General features: G+C 67.1%; 17 protein-coding genes. 14 read left to right on the top strand and 3 right to left on the bottom strand.

The features are described 5' to 3' along the window. Positions 1 to 10: 10 nt before the first annotated feature. A complete protein-coding gene (gene lysA / locus G369_RS0112990; protein ID WP_019654438.1) occupies positions 11 to 1,294 on the bottom strand; it encodes a diaminopimelate decarboxylase in 1,284 nt (427 codons plus the stop codon). Next, complete coding sequence (gene lptM, locus G369_RS39080; RefSeq protein ID WP_019654437.1) at positions 1,291 to 1,596, bottom strand: LPS translocon maturation chaperone LptM; 306 nt, start codon at positions 1,594 to 1,596, stop codon at positions 1,291 to 1,293. The genes lysA and lptM overlap by 4 nt, the downstream gene beginning before the upstream one ends. A 12-nt stretch (positions 1,597 to 1,608) precedes the next feature. On the opposite strand from lptM, the gene cyaY reads away from it, so the two are divergent. Beyond that, positions 1,609 to 1,941 carry an iron donor protein CyaY gene (gene cyaY / locus G369_RS0112980; protein WP_019654436.1) on the top strand — a complete coding sequence of 111 codons (333 nt, stop codon included), beginning with the start codon at positions 1,609 to 1,611 and terminating at the stop codon, positions 1,939 to 1,941. A 21-nt stretch (positions 1,942 to 1,962) separates the two neighbouring features. Here the strand turns inward: cyaY and G369_RS0112975 are convergent, their stop codons facing one another. Further along, on the bottom strand, positions 1,963 to 4,371 hold the full coding sequence (locus tag G369_RS0112975) for a penicillin-binding protein 1A (protein WP_019654435.1): 2,409 nt from the start codon (positions 4,369 to 4,371) through the stop codon (positions 1,963 to 1,965). A gap of 241 nt (positions 4,372 to 4,612) precedes the next feature. Between G369_RS0112975 and G369_RS0112970 the strand changes: the two genes are divergently transcribed. The 13 genes from G369_RS0112970 to G369_RS0112910 all read left to right on the top strand — a co-directional run bounded on the left by G369_RS0112970 (position 4,613) and on the right by G369_RS0112910 (position 20,983). Further along, the gene (locus G369_RS0112970; protein ID WP_019654434.1) at positions 4,613 to 5,692 is read left to right on the top strand and encodes a pilus assembly protein PilM; all 1,080 of its coding nucleotides are present in this window, start codon (positions 4,613 to 4,615) and stop codon (positions 5,690 to 5,692) included. Then, positions 5,689 to 6,309, top strand: coding sequence for a PilN domain-containing protein (locus G369_RS0112965; protein WP_019654433.1), 621 nt, complete (start codon positions 5,689 to 5,691; stop codon positions 6,307 to 6,309). Before G369_RS0112970 ends, G369_RS0112965 begins: the two co-directional genes overlap by 4 nt. Before the next feature lie 6 nt (positions 6,310 to 6,315). Then, entirely contained in the window at positions 6,316 to 6,993 is a 678-nt protein-coding gene (locus tag G369_RS0112960) for a type IV pilus inner membrane component PilO (RefSeq protein ID WP_019654432.1), read from the top strand. Then, positions 6,990 to 7,529 carry a pilus assembly protein PilP gene (locus tag G369_RS0112955; protein ID WP_019654431.1) on the top strand — a complete coding sequence of 180 codons (540 nt, stop codon included), beginning with the start codon at positions 6,990 to 6,992 and terminating at the stop codon, positions 7,527 to 7,529. The genes G369_RS0112960 and G369_RS0112955 overlap by 4 nt, the downstream gene beginning before the upstream one ends. Beyond that, positions 7,526 to 9,676, top strand: coding sequence for a type IV pilus secretin PilQ (locus G369_RS0112950; RefSeq protein ID WP_019654430.1), 2,151 nt, complete (start codon positions 7,526 to 7,528; stop codon positions 9,674 to 9,676). The genes G369_RS0112955 and G369_RS0112950 overlap by 4 nt, the downstream gene beginning before the upstream one ends. Before the next feature lie 24 nt (positions 9,677 to 9,700). After that, positions 9,701 to 10,249, top strand: coding sequence for a shikimate kinase (locus G369_RS0112945; RefSeq protein WP_019654429.1), 549 nt, complete (start codon positions 9,701 to 9,703; stop codon positions 10,247 to 10,249). Positions 10,250 to 10,284: 35 nt separating this feature from the next. Continuing rightward, a complete protein-coding gene (gene aroB, locus G369_RS0112940) occupies positions 10,285 to 11,397 on the top strand; it encodes a 3-dehydroquinate synthase (RefSeq protein WP_019654428.1) in 1,113 nt (370 codons plus the stop codon). After that, a complete protein-coding gene (locus tag G369_RS0112935) occupies positions 11,394 to 12,524 on the top strand; it encodes a deoxyguanosinetriphosphate triphosphohydrolase (RefSeq protein ID WP_019654427.1) in 1,131 nt (376 codons plus the stop codon). The genes aroB and G369_RS0112935 overlap by 4 nt, the downstream gene beginning before the upstream one ends. A 62-nt stretch (positions 12,525 to 12,586) precedes the next feature. Then, a complete protein-coding gene (locus tag G369_RS0112930) occupies positions 12,587 to 13,849 on the top strand; it encodes an MFS transporter (protein ID WP_019654426.1) in 1,263 nt (420 codons plus the stop codon). Further along, a complete protein-coding gene (locus G369_RS0112925) occupies positions 13,846 to 14,421 on the top strand; it encodes a DUF1415 domain-containing protein (RefSeq protein ID WP_019654425.1) in 576 nt (191 codons plus the stop codon). The genes G369_RS0112930 and G369_RS0112925 overlap by 4 nt, the downstream gene beginning before the upstream one ends. Next, positions 14,418 to 15,296: a class I SAM-dependent methyltransferase gene (locus G369_RS0112920; RefSeq protein WP_019654424.1), complete on the top strand. Its 879-nt coding sequence runs from the start codon at positions 14,418 to 14,420 to the stop codon at positions 15,294 to 15,296. The genes G369_RS0112925 and G369_RS0112920 overlap by 4 nt, the downstream gene beginning before the upstream one ends. Positions 15,297 to 15,335: 39 nt before the next feature. Next, positions 15,336 to 16,031, top strand: coding sequence for a transposase (locus G369_RS0112915; RefSeq protein WP_019654423.1), 696 nt, complete (start codon positions 15,336 to 15,338; stop codon positions 16,029 to 16,031). A gap of 185 nt (positions 16,032 to 16,216) precedes the next feature. Then, positions 16,217 to 20,983: a glutamate synthase-related protein gene (locus G369_RS0112910; RefSeq protein WP_019654422.1), complete on the top strand. Its 4,767-nt coding sequence runs from the start codon at positions 16,217 to 16,219 to the stop codon at positions 20,981 to 20,983. The last annotated feature ends 133 nt before the right edge of the window (positions 20,984 to 21,116 follow it).

Raw genomic sequence — 21,116 nt, 5'->3', positions numbered from 1 at the left:
GAAAGGGCGATCAGCCGTCGATCTCGCTGCGCAGCTGGTCTTCCATCGTCTCGCGGCGGCGGATCAGCCTTGCGCTCGCGCCGCTCACCAGCACCTCGGCGGCACGGCCGCGCGTGTTGTAGTTGCTGGACATGCTCATGCAGTACGCGCCCGCCGACAGCACGGCCAGCAGGTCGCCCGACAGCACGTTGAGCGCGCGGTCGCGGCCGAGCCAGTCGCCGCTCTCGCAGACCGGGCCGACCACGTCGTAGGTCGTTGCGTTGCCCGCGCGCGTGCGCACCGGCACGATGCGCTGGAAGGCCTGGTACATCGCGGGGCGCGGCAGGTCGTTCATCGCTGCATCGACGATGCAGAAGTTCTTGTCCTCGCCCGGCTTGGTGTAGAGCACTTCGGTGACGCACACGCCGGCGTTGCCGACCAGCGAGCGGCCGGGTTCGATCACCAGCTTGCGCCCGCCGAAGCCGCGCGCATCGAGCTTGGCCAGCAGCTGCTGCCAAAGCGCATCTGCCTTGGGCGGCACCTCGCCGTTGTAGTCGATGCCCAGGCCGCCGCCGAAGTCCAGGTGATGAATCGGCACGCCGGCCGCCTCGATGGCTTCCACCAGGTCGAGCACGCGGTCGCACGCGTCGAGATAGGGCGAGGCCTCGGTGATCTGCGAGCCGATGTGGCAGTCGATGCCCACCACCTCCAGCCCCGGCAGCCGCGCGGCGTGCTTGTAGGCCTCGACGGCGCGGTCGTGCGCGATGCCGAATTTGTTGCCCTTGAGGCCGGTGGAAATGTAGGGGTGCGTCTTCGGATCGACGTTCGGATTGATCCGGATGCTGATCGGCGCGCGCTTGCCTTCGGCAACAGCCACTTCGTTGAGCACGTCGAGCTCGGCTTCGCTCTCGACGTTGAAGCAGGCGATGCCGGCCGCAAGGGCTTGGCGCATCTCGGCGCGGGTCTTGCCGACGCCCGAGAAGATGATCTTCTTCGGATCGGCACCCACGGCCAGCACGCGCGACAGCTCGCCGCCGGAGACGATGTCGAAGCCGCAGCCTGCTTCGGCGAACACGCGCAGCACGCCGAGCGAGGAGTTGGCCTTCATCGCATAGCAGATGAGGGCGTCGCGGCCCTCGAAGCCGCGCTGGTAGGCCGCCAGGGCATCCAGCATCCATTGCCTGGAGTAGACGAAGAGGGGGGTGCCGTGTTCGCGGGCCAGCGCGTCGAGCGCCACGCCTTCGACGTGCAGCGTGCCGTCGCGCTCGGCGATGTGCGGCTGGCCGGGCAGGGAGGTGGTCGTGCCGGCGTTCACTTGCGTTGCTCCGTACCGGTGCTGCTGCCGTTCGTGGTCGGAGCGGCCGGTGCGCTGGCGGCGGCCGCAGGCGCGGGCGCTGCCTGGCTGGAAGACGACGATGATGACGATGAGGAGCGCAGGCTGTCCGGCGTCAATATCTCCGGCAAGGTGGCTCGCCCGGCGGCTGCCGGATCGGTCGGCAGATACAGCGCACCGCGCTGTCCGCAGGCGGCGACGAGCCCGGCGGTGCCTACGGCGAGGCAGACCATGAGCGCGGCGCGGGCGCGGGTGCTCACTAGAATTTGGCGAACGTTCAACATGGCGAAATTGTAATGACCGACACCGAGTACATGGATCGCGCCGAGGCAGCTCTTGCAGCCATCGAGCTGGGCTGCGACCGCATCAACGAAGCGACCGACGCAGACATCGACAACCAGAGGGTGGGCGGGATGATCACGATGACCTTTCGCAACGGGAGCCAGCTGATCGTGAACCTGCAGAAGCCCTTGCAGGAGATCTGGCTAGCCGCGCGTTCGGGCGGCTATCACTACCGCCATGACGGCAAGGCCTGGGTGGACACCAAGACGGGCGAGGAATTCTTCGGCAACCTGTCGCGCGAGGCGACGCTTCAGGCCGGCCAGCCGCTGGACTTCGCGGCTGGCTGAACCTTCCGCCGGCGGCGGCGCTCAGTTGCGGAACAGGTCGAGGATGCGGTTGCGTTCCTCGGGCTGTGCGGGGGCGCCGATCGGACCGCCCGCAGGGGCCTCGACCGGCGCTGCCGGTGCGGACTCCACGCCCAGGCTCGCAACGCCGCGTCCCGGCGCGTAGTCGTCGTAGTACCACTCGCCGCCGACGCTCACGATGCCCGGGGGCGGGTTGGCGGACAGCTCGGTCACCGGCACGCCCTTGATGGCCGTCTCCATGTAGGTGATCCAGATCGGCAGGCTCAGGCCGCCGCCGGTCTCCCGATCGCCCAGGTTGCGCGGCGTGTCGTAGCCGATCCACGAGATGGCCGTCATGGTGGGCTGGAAGCCGGCGAACCAGGCGTCGAGCGAGTCGTTGGTGGTGCCGGTCTTGCCGTAGAGGTCGGGGCGCTTGAGCATGGCCTGCGCCTTGGCCGCGGTGCCGCCGCGGGCCACCGAATTGAGCAGCGTGTCCATGATGAAGGCGTTGCGCTGCGGGATGACGCGCAGCGAATCGTTCAGCAGCGGCGGCTGCTTGTCGACCAGCACCTTGTCCTTGTGGTCCGTGATGCGCGTGACCAGGTACGGATTCACGCGATAGCCGCCGTTGGCGAACACCGAATAGCCCACCGCCATCTGCATCGGCGTGACCGAGCCCGCGCCCAGTGCCATCGGCAGGTAGGCAGGGTGCTTTTCCTTGTCGAAGCCGAAGTTGGTGATCCACTCCTGCGCGTAGCGCGTGCCGATGGACTGCAGGATGCGGATCGATACCAGGTTCTTCGACTTCATCAGTGCGGTGCGCATCGTCATCGGGCCGTCGTAGCCGCCGCCGTAGTTCTTCGGCTCCCAGGGCTGGCCGCCGGTGGTGCCGGCGTCGAAGAAGAGCGGGCCGTCGTTGATGACCGTGGCCGGGGTGAAGCCCTTTTCGAGCGCCGCGGAATAGATGAAGGGCTTGAAGCTCGAGCCCGGCTGGCGCCAGGCCTGCGTCACGTGGTTGAACTTGTTCTTGCCGAAATCGAAGCCGCCGACCAGCGCCTTGATGGCGCCGTCGCGCGGGTCCATGGCGACGAAGGCGCCCTCGACCTCGGGCAACTGCGTGATCTCCCAGGTGTTCTTGGGCGTCTTCACCACGCGGATGACTGCGCCGCGGCGGATCTTGATGTTCGGCGGCGCCTTGTCGGAGAGGCCCGACTGGGCGGGCTTGAGGCCCTCGCCGGTGATCTGCACCGGGTCGCCGTTGCCGCGCACCGCGTCGATCTGCTTCGGCGTGGCCTTGAGCACCACCGCCGCCATCACGTCGCCGTTGTCGGGGTGGTCGCTGAGCGCGTCGTCGACCGCTTCGTCGAGGTCCTTCGGGTCGTTCGGAAGGTCGACGAACTTCTCGGGGCCGCGATAGATCTGGCGGCGCTCGTAATCCATGATGCCCTTGCGCAGCGCCTTGTAGGCGGCGGCCTGGTCGGCTGCGACGAGCGACGTGTACACCTTGAGGCCGCGCGTGTAGGTGCTGTCGCCGTACTGCGCGTACATCAGCTGGCGCACGGTCTCGGCCACGTACTCGGCGTGCAGGCGGTTCGGGTCGGCAGCGTCGCGCAGGTGCAGCTCTTCCTTCTTGGCTTCGGCCGCCTGCTCGGCGGTGATGAAGCCGGCTTCCTGCATGCGGTCGATCACGTAGAACTGGCGGCCGCGCGCGCGCTGCGGGTTGTTGACCGGGTTGTTCGCGCCTGGCGCCTTGGGCAGGCCGGCCAGCATGGCGGCCTGGGCGATCGTGAGTTCCTGCAGGGGCTTGCCGAAATAGGCTTCGGAGGCGGCAGCGAAACCGTAGGCGCGGTTGCCGAGGTAGATCTGGTTCAGGTAGATCTCGAAGATCTGGTCCTTGGTGAGCAGGTGCTCCAGCTTGAAGGTGAGCAGCACCTCGTAGATCTTGCGCGTGAGCGTCTTCTCGGAACTCAGGTAGACGTTGCGCGCCACCTGCATCGTGATGGTCGATGCGCCCTGGCTCTTCACGCGGTTCATGTTGGCCAGGCCCGCCCGGATCATGCCCTTGTAGTCGACGCCGCCGTGGTCGTAGAAGCGCGCGTCCTCGGCTGCGAGCACGGCGTCCTTCACGACCTTCGGGATGGCCGAGATGGGCGTGAGGTTGCGGCGCTCCTCGCCGAACTCGCCGATCAGGATGCCTTCGGCAGAGAAAACGCGCAGCGGCAGCTTCGGCCGGTAGTCGGAGAGCTCGCTGATGTCAGGCAGGTTGGGATACGCGACCGCAAGGGCCACGGCCACCACGCACAGCACCGCGAGCACACCGGCCAGCGCAATGCCGAAACCCCAGAGGAAAAGGCGCAGCAGCCATTTCAGCCAGGTCGGGCGGGGGGAGGGGGAATTCTTGGCTGGCCCTTTGGGGCTGGAAGTTTCTTGCATGAGGGGCCGCACAGAGTCACCCGACATTATAAAAAGCCGCCCCTTCCTCACGATCCGATCTTTGCGGGGCTTGCATTGCCCTAATTCAAAAGTTACAAAATGCGGTTTTGCCGTCAGCTTTTGACAACGCTTGAGGAATTTGCCCTGCAGCGTCGCTTGGTTGCTGCTACGCCTGCTGCTAGCATGCAACCGAATTCAATTTTTTCTATTCGTTACAAATACAGGGGAAGAGGAACCTGCCTTGGCTGCTCTTGGATCATTGTTTCGTCGTCAGAACGCTCCCCTGCTGGGGCTGGACGTGAGTTCGTCCAGCGTCAAGCTGGTCGAGCTCGGCCGTGAGGCCAGCGGCAAGCTGGTCCTGGAGCGCTGCGCCATCGAACCCCTGGAACGTGGCTGGATCACCGACGGCAACGTCGAGAAGTTCGACGAGGTGGCCGAAGCCGTCCGCCGCGTCATCCGCAAGAGCGGCACCCGCACCCGCAACGTGGCGCTCGCATTGCCGCCATCGGCCGTGATCACCAAGAAGATCATTCTTCCCGGCGGCATGAGCGAGCAGGAGCTCGAGATCCAGGTCGAGTCCGAAGCCAACCAATACATCCCGTTCTCGCTCGACGAAGTCAGCCTCGACTTCTGCGTGACCGGCCCGAGCGCCACCTCCGCAGGCGACGTGGAAGTTCTGATCGCCGCGTCGCGCAAGGAAAAGGTCCAGGACCGCGAAGGCCTGGCCGAAGCCGCGGGCCTGAAGGCGATGATCCTCGATGTCGAGTCGTATGCCTCGCGCCTGGCCACCGCCCGCCTGATCGAGCAGTTGCCCGGCAAGGGCGTCGATTCGATCGTTGCGCTCTTCGAAGTGGGCGCCTTCACCACCAGCATGCAGGTGCTGCGCAACCAGGAAGTGCTGTACGACCGCGACCAGGCGTTCGGCGGTGCCCAGCTCACCCAGCTGATCGTGCGCCAGTACGGCTTCTCCGCCGAGGAAGCCGAGGCCAAGAAGCGCAGCGGCGATCTGCCCGACGACTACGGCTCGGGCGTGCTCAGGCCCTTCGTCGAGAGCATCGCGCAGGAGATCGCGCGTGCGCTCCAGTTCTTCTTCACCAGCACGCCGCACAACCGCGTCGACTACGTCCTGCTGGCCGGCGGATCGGCTTCGCTGCCGGGGCTGACTAATGCCGTCACGCGCCAGACCTCGTTCGCCTGCTCGCTGCTCAATCCCTTCGAAGGGATGGAAATCAGCTCGAACGTCCGGGAGAAGAAGGTCCGCCGCGAGGCTCCGTCCTATCTGACCTCGTGCGGGCTGGCCATGCGGAGGTTCCTGCAGTGATCCTCATCAATCTGCTCCCGCATCGCGAAGCTGCGCGCAAGCGCAGGCGCGAGGCGTTCTATGGCACCCTGGGTGCCGCGGCGATCCTGGGCGTGTTGATCGCCGGGCTGGGCTACCTCTGGTTCGAGGCGCAGATATCGGCGCAGCAATCGAAGAACAGCTTCCTGCAGGCCGAGATCAAGAAGCTCGAGGTCGAGATCAAGGAAATCTCCACGCTGCAGGAAGAAATCGCCGCGCTGCGCGCGCGCCAGCAGGCCGTCGAAGACCTGCAGGGCGACCGCAACCTGCCCGTGCACCTGCTCAACGAGCTCGTGCGGCAGCTGCCCGATGGCGTCTATCTGACCAACATGAAGCAGGACAACCAGACGGTCACGCTGCAGGGCATGGCCCAGTCGAACGAGCGCGTGTCGGAGTTGCTGCGCAATCTCGGCAACAACAGCCCGTGGCTGGTGAAGCCCGAGCTGGTCGAGATCACCTCGGCCAATGTGAGCCTGAATCCGCGCGACCAGCGCCGCGTGGCGAACTTCACGATGCGCATTGGCCTGAAGCGCCCCACCGACGCGCAGAAAGCCGCTGCCGACAAGGCATTGGCCGCAACGGCGCAGTCCAAGGGGTAACCGATCATGGCAAGCAAGCGCCCCTCCCAGAAAATCGACGTCGCCGCAGCGCTCCAGCGCTTCGGCGACCAGTTCCGCGGACTCAATCCGAACGATCCCTCGGCGTGGCCCCCGGTGCCGCGCTATGCGCTGTGCCTCGCAGTCACGGCGCTGGTGCTGGTCGCTCTGTGGTTCGTCTGGCTGACCAATTCGAACGACGAGCTCGAAAGCGAGCGCGCCAAGGAAGTCACGCTCAAGGCCGACTACCAGAAGAAGGTGGCCCAGGCCGCCAACCTCGATCTGCTCAAGAAGCAGCGCGAGCAGGTCCAGCAGTACGTGACCCTGCTCGAGAAGCAGTTGCCCAGCAAGGCCGAAATGGATGCCCTGCTGTCGGACATCAACCAGGCGGGCCTGGGCCGCAGCCTCCAGTTCGAGCTGTTCCGCCCCGGCCAGGTGTCGGTCAAGGACTATTACGCCGAACTGCCGATCGCCGTTCGCGTGACCGGCCGCTATCACGACATGGGCGCCTTCGCGGCCGACGTGGCGGGCCTCTCGCGCATCGTGACGCTCAACAACATCTCGGTCACCCCGCAGAAGGACAAGGACGTGCTGACGATGGACGCCACCGCGCGCACCTATCGCTATCTCGACGATGAAGAGCGGGCCGCCCAGAAGCGCGCCTCCGCACCGAAGGCGAAGAAATGAAGATCGTCGCCAAAGTACTGTGGCTGACGCTGGCCGCGTCGGCATTGAGCGCCTGCGACTCGGGCCAGGAAGACCTCCAGCGCTGGATGGCCGAGCAGCGTGCCCAGGTGAAGCCTTCGATTCCGCCCATTTCCGAACCCAAGAAGTTCACTCCGCAGGCCTATACCGAGGCCTCGGCGTTCGAACCTTTCAACATCCTGAAGCTGACGCAGGCGCTGCGCCGCGAATCGAACCAGCCGAGCACCTCGGAGCTGATCGCGCCCGAGCTGGCTCGGCGCAAGGAGCCGCTCGAGGCTTTCCCGCTCGACTCGATGGCGATGGTCGGCAGCATGAACCGCAACGGCCAGCCGGTGGCGCTGCTGCGCGTGGACAAGCTGCTCTACAAGGTGCGCGTCGGCGAATACCTGGGACTCAACTACGGGCGTATCACCCGCATCAACGAAACCGAAATCGCCTTGCGTGAAATCGTGCAAGACGCCGCCGGTGAATGGATCGAACGCGTCGCGACGCTGCAGCTGCAAGAGAGTGCGAAATGAACCAAAAGAAATCAAAAATGGCACAGTGGCTGCGCGCTGCCGGCCTGGGTCTGCTGGCCTTCGGCGCATTGGCCGTGGCACATGCGCAAAACGCCATCGAAGCCGTCACCAGCTCGACCCAGTCGGGCTCGGAAGTCATCCGCATCGATCTCGCGCAGCCGCTCACCGCGGTTCCCGCCGGATTCGCCGTCCAGACCCCCGCGCGCATCGCGCTGGACTTTCCCGGTGTCACGAACGCCATCGGCCGCTCCGCCATCGAGGTGAACCAGGGCAACCTGCGCTCGGTGAACGTGGTGCAGGCCGGTGAGCGCAGCCGCGTGGTGCTGAACCTGAAGCAGGCGACCGCGTACAAGGCCGAGATCCAGGGCAAGTCGCTGCTGGTGGTGCTCGAGCCCGTCGCCGGATCGGCCCTCGCAGCCCCGGTTTCCACGGCTTTCGCCGAAAACCGCAATCGCGACACGCTGCCTCTGCGCGACGTCGACTTCCGCCTGGGCGCCGACAGCACCGGCCGCGTCATCGTCGACCTTCCGAACAACCAGGTGGGCGTGGACGTCAAGCAGCAGGGCAAGAGCCTCGTGGTCGAGTTCACCAAGTCGTCCCTGCCCGAGGGGCTGCGCCGCCGCCTCGACGTGGCCGATTTCGGCACGCCGGTGCAGATGATCACCTCGCAGCAGGCCGGCGACCGCGTCCGCATGACGATCGACGCCAAGGGCGACTGGGAGCACAGCGCCTACCAGAGCGAAAACCAGTTCGTGGTCGAGGTGCGCGCCCGCAAGGTCGACCCGACCAAGCTGACCCAGGGCGTGGGCTACAACGGCGAGAAGCTGTCGCTCAATTTCCAGAACATCGAGATCCGCTCGCTGCTGCAGGTGATCGCCGACTTCACGAACTTCAACATCGTGACCTCGGATTCGGTGACGGGTGCCCTCACGCTGCGTCTGAAGGACGTGCCGTGGGACCAGGCCCTGGACATCATCATGCAGGCGAAGAACCTGGGCATGCGCAAGAACGGCAGCGTGCTGTGGATCGCGCCCAAGGATGAGATCAACGCCAAGGAAAAGCTCGAGTTCGAGGCCAAGGCCGCGATCGAGAACCTGGAGCCGCTGCGGACCCAGTCGTTCCAGCTCAACTACACCAAGGCGATCGCCATTGCGCAAGGCCTGACCGGTACCGGTGCGTCGGGTGGCGGCGGCGGCGGGGGTGGCACGACGACCCGGATCCTGAGTCCGCGCGGCAGCGTGATCGCGGAATCGCGTACCAACCAGCTGTTCGTGTCTGACGTTCCCTCGCGACTGGCGCAGGTGGCGGAACTGATCCAGAAGCTCGATATCCCCGTTCGCCAGGTGCTGATCGAGGCACGCATCGTCGAGGCGTCCGATACCTTCGGCAAGTCGCTGGGCGTGCGGTTGGGCGGCGGCATCGCCGGCGAGCGTTTCGCATCCTCCGGTGGCAATCGTGCGTTCGCCAACCTTGGCGTGATGCCTGTCGTGACCCCTGGCACCAACGGTGGTCCGAGCACTGCCAACACCACCTGGACCAACTCCAACTTCATCAACCTCCCCGCAGGCGATGCCGGCGGCACCGGCAACGCGGCAGGCACCTTCGCGATCTCGCTTTTCAATTCGAGCTTCTCGCGCATGCTGAACCTCGAAATCTCGGCGCTCGAAGCCGACGGCAAGGGCAAGCTGGTCTCCAGCCCCCGTGTCATCACCGCCGACCAGACCAAGGCGCTGATCGAGCAGGGCGAGGAAATCCCGTATCAGCAGGCCACTTCCAGCGGCGCGACCTCCATCTCGTTCCGCAAGGCGGTGCTGAAGCTCGAAGTCACGCCCCAGATCACGCCGGAGGGCAACATCATCCTGACGCTGGACGTCAGCAAGGACGCCCGCGGCGTGAATACCTCGGCGGGTCCGGCGATCAACACCAAGCACGTGCAGACCGAGGTGCTGGTGGAGAACGGCGGCACGGTTGTCATCGGTGGTATCTTCGAGCTCACCGAAACCAATGACGAATCGCGCGTGCCGGTGCTGGGTGAAGTGCCCTATGTGGGTGCACTGTTCCGCAAGCGCGAACGCGTTGCCAACAAGACTGAAATGCTCGTCTTTATCACCCCGAAGATGATTACCGACCGCAACGCCGCGCGCTGACGCGCGCGGCGTAGCAGCCACCGCGTGGCGGTCGCACTCGTCGGCTTGCCCGGCGCCGGAAAGTCCGCAGTGGGCCGGCGCCTGGGGATGCGGCTGGACCTTCCTTTCATCGATACCGATCATGTGATCGAGCAGCGCATCGGCTGCTCGATCCGTGACTTTTTCGAGCGCGAGGGCGAGGCTGCCTTCCGCGACCTCGAGCAGGCCGTGATCGCCGACCTGGCCTCCAACGCCCAGGGCGTGCTGGCCACGGGCGGCGGGGCGGTGCTGCGGGAGGCCAACCGCCAGCAACTGCGCGATCACTTCCATGTGATCTACCTGCGCTCCTCCCCCGAAGACCTGTTCCGGCGCCTGCGCCACGACGTCAAGCGCCCCTTGCTGCAGGTGGCCGATCCGCTGGGCCGGCTTCGGGAGCTGCACGATGCGCGCGACCCCTTCTATCGGGAAACCGCTCACGACGTGGTCGACACGGGCCGCCCGACGATCGCGATGCTGGTGAACATCATCGTGATGCAGCTGGAGCTGGCGGGTGTCGTCGAGCCGGGTGCGCACCCCGAAGAGCCCTCCGCCTGAGCCTGCCCCTGCCGCAGCGCCTAAACTCGCTGCCCATGTCCCTGCCCGTACTTTCCGCTCCGCCAGAACGTGTCGACATCCAGCTCGGCGACCGCAGCTATCCGATCCTGATCGGCGCCGGCCTGCTGGACGACCCGCGGAGCTTCGATGTCGTGCCCGCCTCGGCCACGGCCCTGATCGTCAGCAACACCACGGTGGCGCCGCTCTATGCCAGGGCGCTGCAATCCGCCCTGGCGGGGCGTTTCAGGGCAGTTCACCTGCTCGAACTGCCCGACGGCGAGGCCTACAAGAACCTGCAGACGCTGAACCTGATCTTCGACGAACTCCTCGGCCGGGGCAGCGACCGCAAGACCGTCCTGTTCGCGCTGGGTGGCGGGGTGGTCGGCGACATGACCGGCTTCGCGGCTGCCAGCTACATGCGCGGCGTGCCATTCGTACAGGTGCCGACCACGCTGCTGGCGCAGGTGGATTCCTCCGTCGGCGGCAAGACGGCCATCAACCACCCGCTGGGCAAGAACATGATCGGCGCGTTCTACCAGCCGCAGCTCGTGCTCTGCGATCTCGCGACGCTGCAGACGCTGCCGCCGCGCGAGCTCAGCGCCGGGCTGGCCGAAGTCATCAAGTACGGCCCGATCCACGACATGGCCTTCTTCGACTGGATCGAGGCGAACATCGACGCCCTCGTCGCGCGGGAGCCGGCAGCGCTGGCCCACGCCGTCAGGCGCAGCTGCGAGATCAAGGCGCTGGTGGTGGGGCAGGACGAGCGCGAGACCGGCCTGCGCGCGATCCTCAATTTCGGCCACACCTTCGGCCACGCGATCGAATCGGGCCTGGGCTATGGCGAGTGGCTGCACGGCGAGGCCGTGGGCTGCGGCATGGTCATGGCAGCGCGGCTGTCCCAGCGGCTCGGCGGTGTCGATGCCGCGTTTGTCGAGCGGCTCACGCGGCTGATCGAGCGGGCCGGCCTGCCGATCGTCGGCCCGGCGCTGGGCGCGGACCGCTACCTGGAGCTGATGCGCGTCGACAAGAAGTCGGAGGCCGGCGAGATCCGCTTCGTGGTGATCGACCGGCCCGGCTCCGCGGTGGTCCGCAGCGCGCCCGATGCGCTGGTGCGCGAAGTGCTCGCCCAGAGCTGCGCGCAGCAATGAGCCTCGCGGCCTACGCCTGCCTGCCCGCGCGCTCGCGCGGCCGTCGGCATGCGGAGCCGCCAGCGCCCACGCGCGATGCCTTCCAGCGCGACCGAGACCGGATCGTGCATTCCACCGCTTTCCGCCGGCTGGTCTACAAGACGCAGGTGTTCCTGAACCACGAGGGCGACCTCTTCCGTACCCGTCTCACGCATTCGCTCGAAGTCGCCCAGCTGGGCCGGTCGATCGCGCGGGCGCTGCGCATCAACGAGGACCTTGTCGAGGCCATCGCCCTCGCGCACGACCTGGGGCACACGCCCTTCGGCCACGCCGGGCAGGATGCGCTCGACGACTGCATGGCCGGGCACGGCGGCTTCGAGCACAACCTGCAGAGCCTGCGCGTGGTCGATGCGCTGGAGCATCGCTATCCGCAGTACGACGGCCTGAACCTCAGCTTCGAGACGCGCGAGGGCATCCTCAAGCATTGCTCGCGCGCGAACGCCGAGCGGCTGGAGGCTGCCGAGCCCGGCGGCGTCGCCCGGCGTTTCCTCGACCGTACCCAGCCGGGGCTGGAGGCCCAGCTTTGCAACCTGGCCGACGCGATCGCCTACAACGCCCACGACATCGACGACGGCGTGCGCTCGGGGCTCATCACGGTCGAGCAGCTGTCGGAGGTGGTGCTGTTCGAGCGGCATCGCCAAGAGGCGCTCGCCGAGCACCCGCATCTGCAGGGGCGCCGCGTGCTCTACGAAGCCATCCGCCGCATGCTGAGCGCACAGGTCTACGACGTGATCGATGCGACCCGGGCGTCGCTCGAGGCGCTCGCCCCGGCCGACGCCGATGCCGTGCGCAAGGCTCAGCCCGTCGTGGCGTTCAGCAGCACCATGCAGGCCCAGTCGGAAGATTTGAAGCGCTTTCTCTTCCGCAACCTCTACCGGCACCCGCAGGTCACGCAGACCACCGACCAGGCGCGGGAGGTGGTGCGTGAACTGTTCGCGGCCTATCTGGAGCGAGGCTCCGAGATGCCGGCCTCCTATGCCGAGCGGCCGGACAGGCATCGCGCCGTCGCCGACTACATCGCCGGCATGACCGACCGGTTCGCCGTGCGCGAGCACGAACGGCTGACCGGCCGCCGGGGCATCGCATGAGCGCCGCGCCGGGCCGCTCCCAGACAGGCTCGCACGGTAGTGCGAAGAACGAAGGTACGCCAATGGGTGGGTGGGCCGGGCGACCCCGCATTCCCGCCGCGGCGCTGGCCGTGCTGCTGGGCGGCGTCAGCGGATCCCTCCACCTGGGCAAGCTGCCGCCCGCCGTGCCGGCGCTGCAGGCATCGCTGGGCATCGATCTGGTCGAGGCGGGGTTCCTGCTCTCGCTGGTGCAGGTCGCCAGCATGACGCTGGGTCTGGTGGTGGGCCTGGCGGCCGACACCATCGGGCTGCGCCGCAGCATGCTGACGGGGCTGATCGTGCTGACTGTCGCCAGCTTGCTCGGTGGCGCGGCCGGTACAGGGCTCGGCGGCGGCGGGGCACATGCCGTGCACTGGCTTCTGGTTCTGCGCGCCGTGGAGGGCATCGGCTTCCTGCTGGCGGTGATGCCGGGGCCGGGGCTGATACGCGCCCTGACGCCGCCGGGGGCCGACAAGGCCGCGCTGGGCCTGTGGGGCGCCTACATGCCGCTGGGCGTGGCCCTCGCGCTTCTTCTCGGTCCGGCCCTGATCGGCTGGGGCGGCTGGGTGGACTGGTGGTGGGCGCTGTCGACCGTATCGGCCGGCGCGGCGCTCTGGCTCTGGATTGCCGTGCCCGCCGACCGGCTCCGTCCGTCCACGGCGGGGCCGGCTTCCGGCGGATGGGCGTCGCGGCTGCGCGCCACTGCCGGCGCGCGAGCGCCCTGGCTGGTCGCGCTGACCTTCGCCGTGTACTCGTCGCAATGGATCGCGGTGATCGGCTTCCTGCCTGCCATCTACGCGGGTGCAGGCGTGCCGGCCGCTTGGAGTGCGGTGCTCACCGCGCTGGCGGCGGCGGCGAACATCGTCGGCAACGTCGCGGGCGGGCGCTGGCTGCAGCGCGGCGTGGCGCCCGAGCGCCTGCTGCAGCTGGGCTTCCTGACGATGGCGCTGAGCGGCGTGGCCGCCTTCGCGCAGATGGGGCAGGGCGCCGAGGCGGCGGGCCTGCCGCCGACCGTGCGCTATATCGCCGTGTGCGCCTTCTCGCTGGGCGGCGGCATGGTACCTGCCACGCTGTTCATGCTGGGCGTGCGGCTGGCGCCGGGGCCATCCACCGTGTCGACCACCATCGGATTGATGCAGCAGGCCTCTTCGCTGGGGCAGTTCCTGGCGCCGCTCGCGGTGGCGTGGCTGGCGCATCGCGTCGGCGGCTGGCAGTGGACCTGGACGGCCACGCTGGCCTGCTCGCTGGTCGGCATGGCGGTCGCGCGGCGCCTGGGGCGTATTCGCCCCGCTGCGGAGATGGCATGACGCTACCGGCGACAATCCCTTCCCTTCAGGCCGAAGCCGACACGCGGCGCTGGCTCGAGCGCGCGGTGATCGGCCTCAACCTGTGCCCCTTCGCCAAGGCCGTGCATGTGAAAGGACAGATCCACTACGCGGTGTACGAGCCCGCCGAGGAGGCCGACCTGATGGACGCACTGCTGGCGCAGGCCCGAGACCTCGTGGCGCTCGATGCCTCCGTGCGCGACACAACCCTTCTGATTGCACCGAACGCCTTGCCCGATTTCCTGGATTTCAACGACTTCACGGCGCGCGCCGAACGCCGGCTCGCCCGCGCGGGATTCGACGGCGTGTTGCAGCTGGCGAGCTTCCATCCGCAGTTCCAGTTCGCCGGCACCGAAGCCGACGACATCGGCAACGCAACCAACCGCGCGCCGTACCCCACGCTGCATCTGCTGCGCGAGGACAGCGTGAGCCGCGCCGTCGAGGCCTTTCCGGAGGCGGAGGCGATCTTCGAGCGCAACATCGACACGCTCGAAGCGCTGGGATCGCAGGGCTGGAGCGAACTCGACGTCGGGCCGGGGAGCGCCAAGCCATGAACACGAAGACCGCACCGAAGACGAACAAGGCCGCGAAGGCCGACGCCGAGCTGGCCGAAGTGCTGCGCCCCGGCCAGTCGGTCGAGCTGCTCAAGGAACTGCACATCCTGACCCGCGAGGGCCGGCTCAACCAGGACTCGCGGCGCAAGCTCAAGCAGGTCTACCACCTGTTCCAGTTCATCGAGCAGCTGCTGCGCGAGCTGCCGGAAGAGGGCGCGGGCGCCACGCTGGCCGACCATGGCGCGGGCAAGTCGTACCTGGGCTTCATCATCTACGACCTGTTCTTCCGCGCCCGGCCGGGTGGCGGCCATGTCTACGGCATCGAGACGCGCGGCGAGTTGGTCGAGCGCTCGCGCGAGCTTGCGAAGCGCCTGGGCTTCGAGCGCATGTCGTTCCTGAACCTCACGGTGGCCGAGTCGGCGCAATCGGGTGAGCTGCCGGCGCAGATCGACATGGTCACCGCGCTGCATGCCTGCGACACCGCGACCGACGACGCCATCGCCTTCGGCCTGGCCAAGAAGGCGCGCTGCATGGTGCTCGTGCCCTGCTGCCAGGCCGAGGTGGCTGCCTGCCTGCGCGAGACCAAGGCGCTGGCGCTGTCGCGCACGCCGCTGGCCGAGCTCTGGCGCCATCCGCTGCACACGCGCGAGATCGGCAGCCAGCTCACCAACGTGCTGCGCTGCCTGTACCTCGAAGCCAGCGGCTACAGCGTCACGGTCACGGAGCTGGTCGGCTGGGAGCACAGCATGAAGAACGAGCTGATCCTCGCGCGCTACACCGGCCAGAAAAAGGCGAGCGCGGCCGCGCGGCTGCGCGAGCTGCTCGCTCAGTTCGGGCTCGACAGGCTGGGCGACACGCGCTTCCGTCTCGCCTGAGCGCGGGCGCGCCGTCCGTCGCACAGGCCGATCGCTCCCATGGCCCGTCTTCCCCGTCTCACGCTGGCAGGCATGCCGCACCACGTGATCCAGCGCGGCAACAACCGCCAGCCGATCTTCATGGAGCGCGCCGACCACGAGAAGCTGCTCGCGCTGCTGACCGAGAACGCCGCGCGCTTCGAGATCTCGGTGCACGCCTACGTGCTGATGGACAACCACTTCCACCTGCTGGCCACCCCCGCCAGCGTCACCGGGCTGCCGCAGTTCATGCAGTCGGTGGGGCGAGCCTATGTGCGCTACTTCAACGACCGCCATGGCCGCAGCGGCACTTTGTGGGAAGGGCGCTACAGGTCGACGCTGATCCAGACCGACCGCTACCTGCTGACCTGCATGGCCTACATCGACCTCAACCCCGTGCGGGCGGGCATGGTGGCCGAGGCGCGCGACTTCCCGTGGTCCAGCCATGGCCACTACGCCGGCCTTCGGCACGACAAGCTGCTGACGCCGCATCCGCTGTACTGGGAACTCGGCAACACCCCGTTCGCCCGAGAGGCTGCGTATGTCGAACTGGTGCGCGCCGGGGTGCGCGCGGCCGATCAGAAGGCCTTGACCGAAGCCACGCTGCGGGGCTGGGCGGCTGGCGACGAGGATTTTCTCGACGGCCTGCAGAAGTCCACCGACCGCCGGGTGGTCAAAGCCAAGGCTGGGCGTCCGCCTTCGACTCCCCGATCCTGAGCAGGAAAAGCCGGTCCATCCTTCGGGCGGATTGGCCTTTTTGCTCCTGTTTTTGATGTGTCCCTGATTTTATTCCTATCGAAAAACTCAAGATTTAAATGGAATCTGACCCCTATTAAAGTGTTTGGCATTCTTTGTGCAACGCAATATGCTCCGATTCCCTGCGAAAACTGAAGGAGCGCGCCATGACGACGGCTGCCGAGATCAAGCATCTCCAAGAACACGGTCTGTATTCCGCTGCCGACGAGCACGATGCCTGCGGCGTCGGCTTCGTTGCACACATCAAGGGCGAGAAGAGCCATGCCATCGTGCTGCAGGGCCTGAAGATTCTTGAAAATCTCGACCATCGCGGCGCAGTGGGCGCCGACAAGCTGATGGGCGACGGCGCCGGCATCCTGATCCAGCTGCCCGACCGTCTCTACCGCGAGGAAATGGCGAAGCAGGGCGTCACGCTGCCCCCGCCGGGCGAGTACGGCGTCGGCATGATCTTCCTGCCGAAGGAACACGCCTCCCGCGAGGCCTGCGAGCAGGAGATGGAGCGCGCCATCAAGGCCGAGGGCCAGGTGCTGCTCGGCTGGCGCGACGTGCCGGTCAATCGCGACATGCCCATGTCGCCCACCGTGCGCGAGAAGGAACCGCTGCTGCGCCAGGTCTTCATCGGCCGCGGCAACGACGTCATCGTGCAGGACGCGCTGGAACGCAAGCTGTACGTGATCCGCAAGACCGCCAGCGCCAACATCCAGCGCCTGAAGCTCAAGCACAGCAAGGAATACTACGTTCCCAGCATGTCGAGCCGCACCGTGGTCTACAAGGGCCTGCTGCTGGCCGACCAGGTCGGCACCTACTACCTCGACCTGCAGGACAAGCGCTGCGTCTCGGCCCTGGGCCTGGTGCACCAGCGCTTCTCCACCAACACCTTCCCCGAGTGGCCGCTGGCCCACCCGTACCGCTACGTCGCCCACAACGGCGAAATCAACACGGTCAAGGGCAACTACAACTGGATGAAGGCGCGCGAAGGCGTCATGTCTTCCCCCGTGCTGGGCCCCGACCTGCAGAAGCTCTACCCGATCAGCTTCGCCGGCCAGTCCGACACCGCCACCTTCGACAACTGCCTCGAGCTGCTGACGATGGCCGGCTATCCCATCAGCCAGGCCGTGATGATGATGATTCCCGAGCCCTGGGAACAGCACGCCACCATGGACCCGCGCCGCCGCGCGTTCTACGAATACCACGCCGCCATGCTCGAGCCGTGGGACGGCCCGGCCTCCATCGTGTTCACCGACGGCCGCCAGATCGGCGCCACGCTCGACCGCAACGGCCTGCGCCCCTCGCGCTACTGCGTGACCGACGACGACCTGGTCATCATGGCTTCGGAGTCGGGCGTGCTGCCCGTGCCCGAGCAGAAGATCGTGCGCAAGTGGCGCCTGCAGCCCGGCAAGATGTTCCTCATCGACCTGGAGCAGGGCCGCCTGATCGACGACGAGGAAGTCAAAGCCAACCTCGCCAACAGCAAGCCCTACAAGCAGTGGATCGAGAACCTGCGCATCAAGCTCGACAGCGTGACCGCCGAAGCCGCCGAGGCGGTCAAGGCTCCGCTGTCGCAGGTGCCGCTGCTCGACCGCCAGCAGGCCTTCGGCTACACCCAGGAAGACATCAAGTTCCTGATGAGCCCGATGGCGCAGGCCGGCGAGGAAGGCATCGGCTCGATGGGCAACGACAGCCCGCTGGCCGTGCTCTCGAGCAAGAACAAGCCGCTCTACAACTACTTCAAGCAGCTGTTTGCGCAGGTCACGAACCCGCCGATCGACCCGATCCGCGAAGCGATCGTGATGTCGCTGGTGTCCTTCATCGGCCCCAAGCCGAACCTGCTGGACATCAACCAGGTCAACCCGCCGATGCGGCTCGAAGTGAGCCAGCCGATCCTCGACTTCGCAGACATGGCGAAGCTGCGCGACATCGGCAAGTACACGCAGGGCAAGTTCAAGAGCTACGTGCTCGACATCACCTACCCGCTCGCATGGGGCGACGAAGGTGTCGAAGCCAAGCTGGCGTCGCTGTGCGCCGAGGCCGTCGATGCCATCAAGGGCGGCAATAACATCCTGATCGTGAGCGACCGCGGCGTGAGCCCCACGCAGGTGGCCATTCCCGCCGTGCTGGCGCTGTCGGCCGTGCACCAGTACCTGGTGCGCGAGGGCCTGCGCACCACGGCCGGCCTGGTGGTCGAGACCGGTTCGGCGCGCGAGGTGCACCACTTCGCCGTGCTCGCGGGCTACGGCGCGGAAGCCGTGCACCCCTACCTTGCAATGGAAACGCTGGTGGCGATGCACGCCGACCTGCCGGGCGAGCTGAGCGCCGACAAGGCGGTCTACAACTACGTGAAGGCCATCGGCAAGGGTCTGTCGAAGATCATGTCGAAGATGGGTGTCAGCACCTACATGAGCTACTGCGGCGCGCAGCTGTTCGAAGCCATCGGCCTGAACAGCGAGACGGTGAGCAAGTACTTCACCGGCACCGCCAGCCGCGTGGAAGGCATCGGCGTGTTCGAGATCGCCGAGGAAGCCATCCGCATGCACAAGGCCGCCTTCGGCGACGACCCGGTGCTCTCCAACATGCTCGACGCCGGCGGCGAATACGCATGGCGCACGCGCGGCGAGGAGCACATGTGGACGCCCGACGCCATCGCCAAGCTGCAGCACAGCACGCGCTCCAACAACTGGAACACGTACAAGGAATACGCCCAGCTCATCAACGACCAGAACCGCCGCCACCTCACGCTGCGCGGCCTGTTCGAGTTCAGGATCGACCCGGCCAAGGCCATCCCGGTCGACGAGGTCGAGCCCGCGGCCGAGATCGTCAAGCGCTTCGCCACCGGCGCGATGTCGCTGGGCTCCATCAGCACCGAGGCGCACTCGGTGCTGGCGGTGGCCATGAACCGCATCGGCGGCAAGAGCAACACGGGCGAGGGCGGTGAAGACCCCGCGCGCTATCGCAACGAGCTCAAGGGCATCCCGATCAAGCAGGGCGATACGCTGCGCAGCATCGTGGGCGCCGAGAACGTCGAGGTCGACCTGCCGCTGAAGGAAGGCGATTCGCTGCGCTCGCGCATCAAGCAGGTCGCGTCGGGCCGCTTCGGCGTCACGGCCGAGTACCTGCATTCGGCCGACCAAATCCAGATCAAGATGGCGCAGGGCGCCAAGCCGGGCGAAGGCGGCCAGCTGCCGGGCGGCAAGGTCACCGAGTACATCGGCAAGCAGCGCTATGCCGTGCCGGGCGTGGGCCTCATCAGCCCGCCGCCGCACCACGACATCTACTCGATCGAGGACCTGGCACAGCTCATCCACGACCTGAAGAACACCGCACCGCACGCCAGCATCAGCGTGAAGCTGGTGAGCGAGATCGGCGTGGGCACCATCGCCGCGGGCGTCGCCAAGTGCAAGAGCGACCACGTCGTGATCGCCGGCCATGACGGCGGCACGGGCGCCTCGCCCTGGTCGTCGATCAAGCACGCGGGCAGCCCGTGGGAAATCGGCCTGGCCGAGACGCAGCAGACGCTGGTGCTCAACCGCCTGCGCAGCCGCATCCGCGTGCAGGCCGACGGCCAGATGAAGACCGGCCGCGACGTCGCCATCGGTGCGCTGCTGGGCGCCGACGAATTCGGCTTCGCCACCGCGCCGCTGGTGGTCGAGGGCTGCATCATGATGCGCAAGTGCCACCTGAACACCTGCCCGGTGGGCGTGGCCACGCAGGACCCGGTGCTGCGCAAGAAGTTCTCAGGCAAGCCCGAGCACGTCGTCAACTACTTCTTCTTCGTCGCCGAAGAAGTGCGCCAGATCATGGCCCAGCTCGGCATCCGCAAGTTCGACGACCTGATCGGCCGCGCCGACCTGCTCGACATGCGCAAGGGCATCGAGCACTGGAAGGCCGCCGGCCTGGACTTCAGCCGCCTGTTCGCGCTGCCGAACGTGCCGGCCGACGTGCCGCGATTCCATGTCGAGAACCAGGACCACGGCCTCGACAAGGCGCTCGACGTCAAGCTCATCGAGAAGTCGCGTCCCGCGATCGACAAGGGCGAGAAGGTGCAGTTCATCGAGGTGGCGCGCAACGTCAACCGCTCGGTGGGCGCGATGCTCTCGGGCGCGCTGACCAAGGTGCATCCGCAGGGCCTGCCCGACGACTCGATCCGCATCCAGCTCGAAGGCACGGGCGGCCAGTCGTTCGGCGCCTTCCTGGCGCGCGGCATCACGCTGTACCTGATCGGCGACGCCAACGACTACACCGGCAAGGGCCTCTCGGGCGGCCGGGTGGTGGTTCGCCCCAGCCTCGACTTCCGTGGCGAAGCAGCGCGCAACACCATCGTCGGCAACACCGCGCTGTACGGCGCGACCACCGGCGAGGCCTACCTCTGCGGCGTGGCGGGCGAGCGCTTCGCGGTGCGCCTGTCGGGCGCCACGGCAGTCGTCGAGGGCACGGGCGACCACGGCTGCGAGTACATGACCGGCGGCACGGTGGCGGTGCTCGGCAAGACCGGCCGCAACTTCGCAGCCGGCATGAGCGGCGGCGTCGCCTTCGTCTACGACGAGGACGGCCAGTTCGCGTCGCGCTGCAACCTGTCGATGGTCTCGCTGGAGAAGGTGCTGACCTCGGCCGAGCAGACCGCCAGCGTGCACCGCAAGATCTGGCACGGCGGCGAGACCGACGAGGCCCAGCTCAAGAAGCTGCTCGAGGAGCACCACCGCTGGACCGGCAGCAAGCGCGCGCGCGAACTGCTGGACAACTGGGCAGTGTCGCGCACGAAGTTCGTGAAGGTCTTCCCCAACGAATACAAGCGCGCGCTCGCCGAGCTGCACGACCGCAAGGTCGAGCTCACGAGCACCGGCAACAACGCGCACATCGGCCTCGAGCCGCATGCGCTGGCCGCCCCCGCACCGCAGTCGGCTCCCGCCGCCGCTTGAAGATCAACCAACACAACGAGCCCCCGCATCGCATGCAGCGCGTGAAACTGTCTCGATCCCTTCGGGGAACACTGCGGAACCGGCTTTGCCGGGCCGCCGGTGTTGCCCCCACGAGGGGGGAGGCGGCTACACG

It is taken from the genome of Variovorax atrisoli 110B (genome assembly GCF_000382045.1).
Lineage (GTDB): Bacteria > Pseudomonadota > Gammaproteobacteria > Burkholderiales > Burkholderiaceae_C > Variovorax > Variovorax atrisoli.
Note: the sequence above shows the minus strand (reverse complement) of the source record. Positions and strands in the feature narration are given on the sequence as shown.